Origin of the sequence: Thermogutta sp. (genome assembly GCF_014359955.1) — a bacterium.
Lineage (GTDB): Bacteria > Planctomycetota > Planctomycetia > Pirellulales > Thermoguttaceae > Thermogutta.
In genome coordinates this window covers 1-2029 of record NZ_JACIYL010000786.1, presented here as the reverse complement: position 1 = coordinate 2029, position 2029 = coordinate 1, and the positions used below count along the sequence as shown (strand labels likewise).

Genomic DNA, 2029 nt, shown 5'->3' with positions numbered 1-2029 from the left:
GTGCGGCAAGCCATAGGTCTTCGCACAAGTGGAGACGACTGAGAGCTAACCAGGGGAAGAGGTGGCCCAATTTGATTCTGGCCGAGAGCGTATTGGGGGTTTTAGAGCGGTACCAGCTTTCTGGATCACGTCAGTGAACGGTTAATCCGACAAGCTGGTCGTTGGTATCAGGACTCGGAAAGCCCCGTATCTTCTTACCACCCAACCGGCTGGAATATCCTTTTCGCGCAAAATCGACTGAAACACCGGTCCGTAATTGCCTTTATCGATGTCCTCCTTAGCAAGTTCCGAGGCTACAACACAACTGATATTGTGACTCCTAATAGCCTCACGAACCTCATCCCACGAGACTGTCTTTTCACCCCTGCTCGCTCTCGGCGCATATTTAACCTCTTTCTTACCGAAAATGCTCAGATACACCCGAGATGCACCGTCGGCTAAGACCGTGCCAGCAGGACAATTTGCCGCAGTTCGTTCAGCCTCTTGTATCAAAGCAGATTCAATTCCAAATTCAGAGTGGCGAAGTACAGATAGCGACGAGTGAATAAACACTTGCATGCACTACAGTACACAGATCTATTCGGGACTATCAGGTTTCTGAACAAGCCAAGCTTAAAGGGGGTAAAAAAAGCAATCCAATTTTGCCAAATGATAGCCCAGAGTGTCGTTCTCACGCGGGCGACTCAAATTTGTACCGTAGTACGTTCCAAAGGCAAGCCCCGGAGCTTGACCTATGCTTTTAGGCAGCATTCATTTCCCAAGTAGCGAATCGCAATGACAGTTCCGGAAAGTGAGCATCACCGTTGCTCGTAGCCTCCAGGGGATTTCATCCCAGTGAGCTCCTCTTGAGAGATGTACGGCGTCAAGGGATCAATCGTCCAGTGGTGGCGACAGGACAAGACTCGGCGAAACAGCATTCTCCATAACGGGAACCGTTGCTCTTCATCGCTCAAAGACAATAGGCGAGGACATTTCTGGAAACGCCGCTCGCCTCCATTCCTCAAATACCGGACCAAGAAGCCGAGCAGCTCCCAGCTTCGATACATGATGCTCGTCCCGATAATAAGCTCCGTCTTCTCCCCCGATAATCGAAAACCCGGATTCGTTAAAGCAGGCCGATATTGGATCAAGTACACTAGCTGCTACTTTTAGACTATTAAGAGCTTTACAGAATGTTGCCCTTCCCCAGTGATATTCCGACAAAGACATGCTTTGCGGAATCGGCACACCGAAACGCCTATTCACCCACATGGCTTGAGGAACGGAGAAATCGTGTTCTGGCACCTGAAGCAATATCCATACTCGAATCCCGTGATCCGTTAGGCTCGCCACAACTGAAGACAGAGCGCGTTCTTTATCTTCGGACACCTCCTTGAAATAACTGTTCCACCTGGCGGCAAGAATTACGTGCCTCGGCCTAAGTCGCAGAATTTAATCCAAAGCAATTTTAGACCACAACCTCTTCTCGGATGAAAACTCTGAACAGTCCGGTAGAGGCGCTGTGGCACGCCGCGCGAGAATCGCACCGCGCAGATTGCAGCGTTTGGAAAACTCTTCCAAAAACGCCCCAAGTGACAGTGCGTGGCTATCTCCCCATAAGACAAAATCGAGACGCGTTCCCGCGGGTTCCGAGTCCCCGAGAGACGGAATTCTACCTTCCCCAAGGCTGACAAGGGAGGTCTCGTACTTGAAAATAGAGGGATCAACTGTTACGGGGTCAATGGCCAAAACAGAACGCGGATAGACAACCGCTAGTCCCTTCGTACGCCACACAATCCCGCCTAAGCCAACCAATATGGCAATCGATCCGAACCACATTGCCGCCAGCGACCTGAGACCGAACCTCTTGGATGAATGCCGAAACGGCTGCTCGATCAAGCGCCACGACGCAACCGATATTAATACAGTGACCGCTAGCCAAAGGAAGAAAATAGTGCGATTAAGATTGTGGACTGACAAGTATTTTATAAAAACTACAAGCGGCCAATGCCATAGATAAAGTGAATAACTCGTCAGACCGATAAACACA

At 50.1% G+C, this 2029-nt stretch carries 2 protein-coding genes; both read right to left on the bottom strand.

Features of this window, described 5'->3' with window-relative positions:
- Positions 1-942: 942 nt before the first annotated feature.
- Complete coding sequence (locus H5U08_RS19940) at positions 943-1428, bottom strand: SGNH hydrolase domain-containing protein (RefSeq protein WP_366494791.1); 486 nt, start codon at positions 1426-1428, stop codon at positions 943-945.
- A gap of 3 nt (positions 1429-1431) precedes the next feature.
- Positions 1432-2029: hypothetical protein (locus H5U08_RS16950; protein ID WP_297035777.1), on the bottom strand; the 598-nt coding region annotated here is incomplete at its 5' end.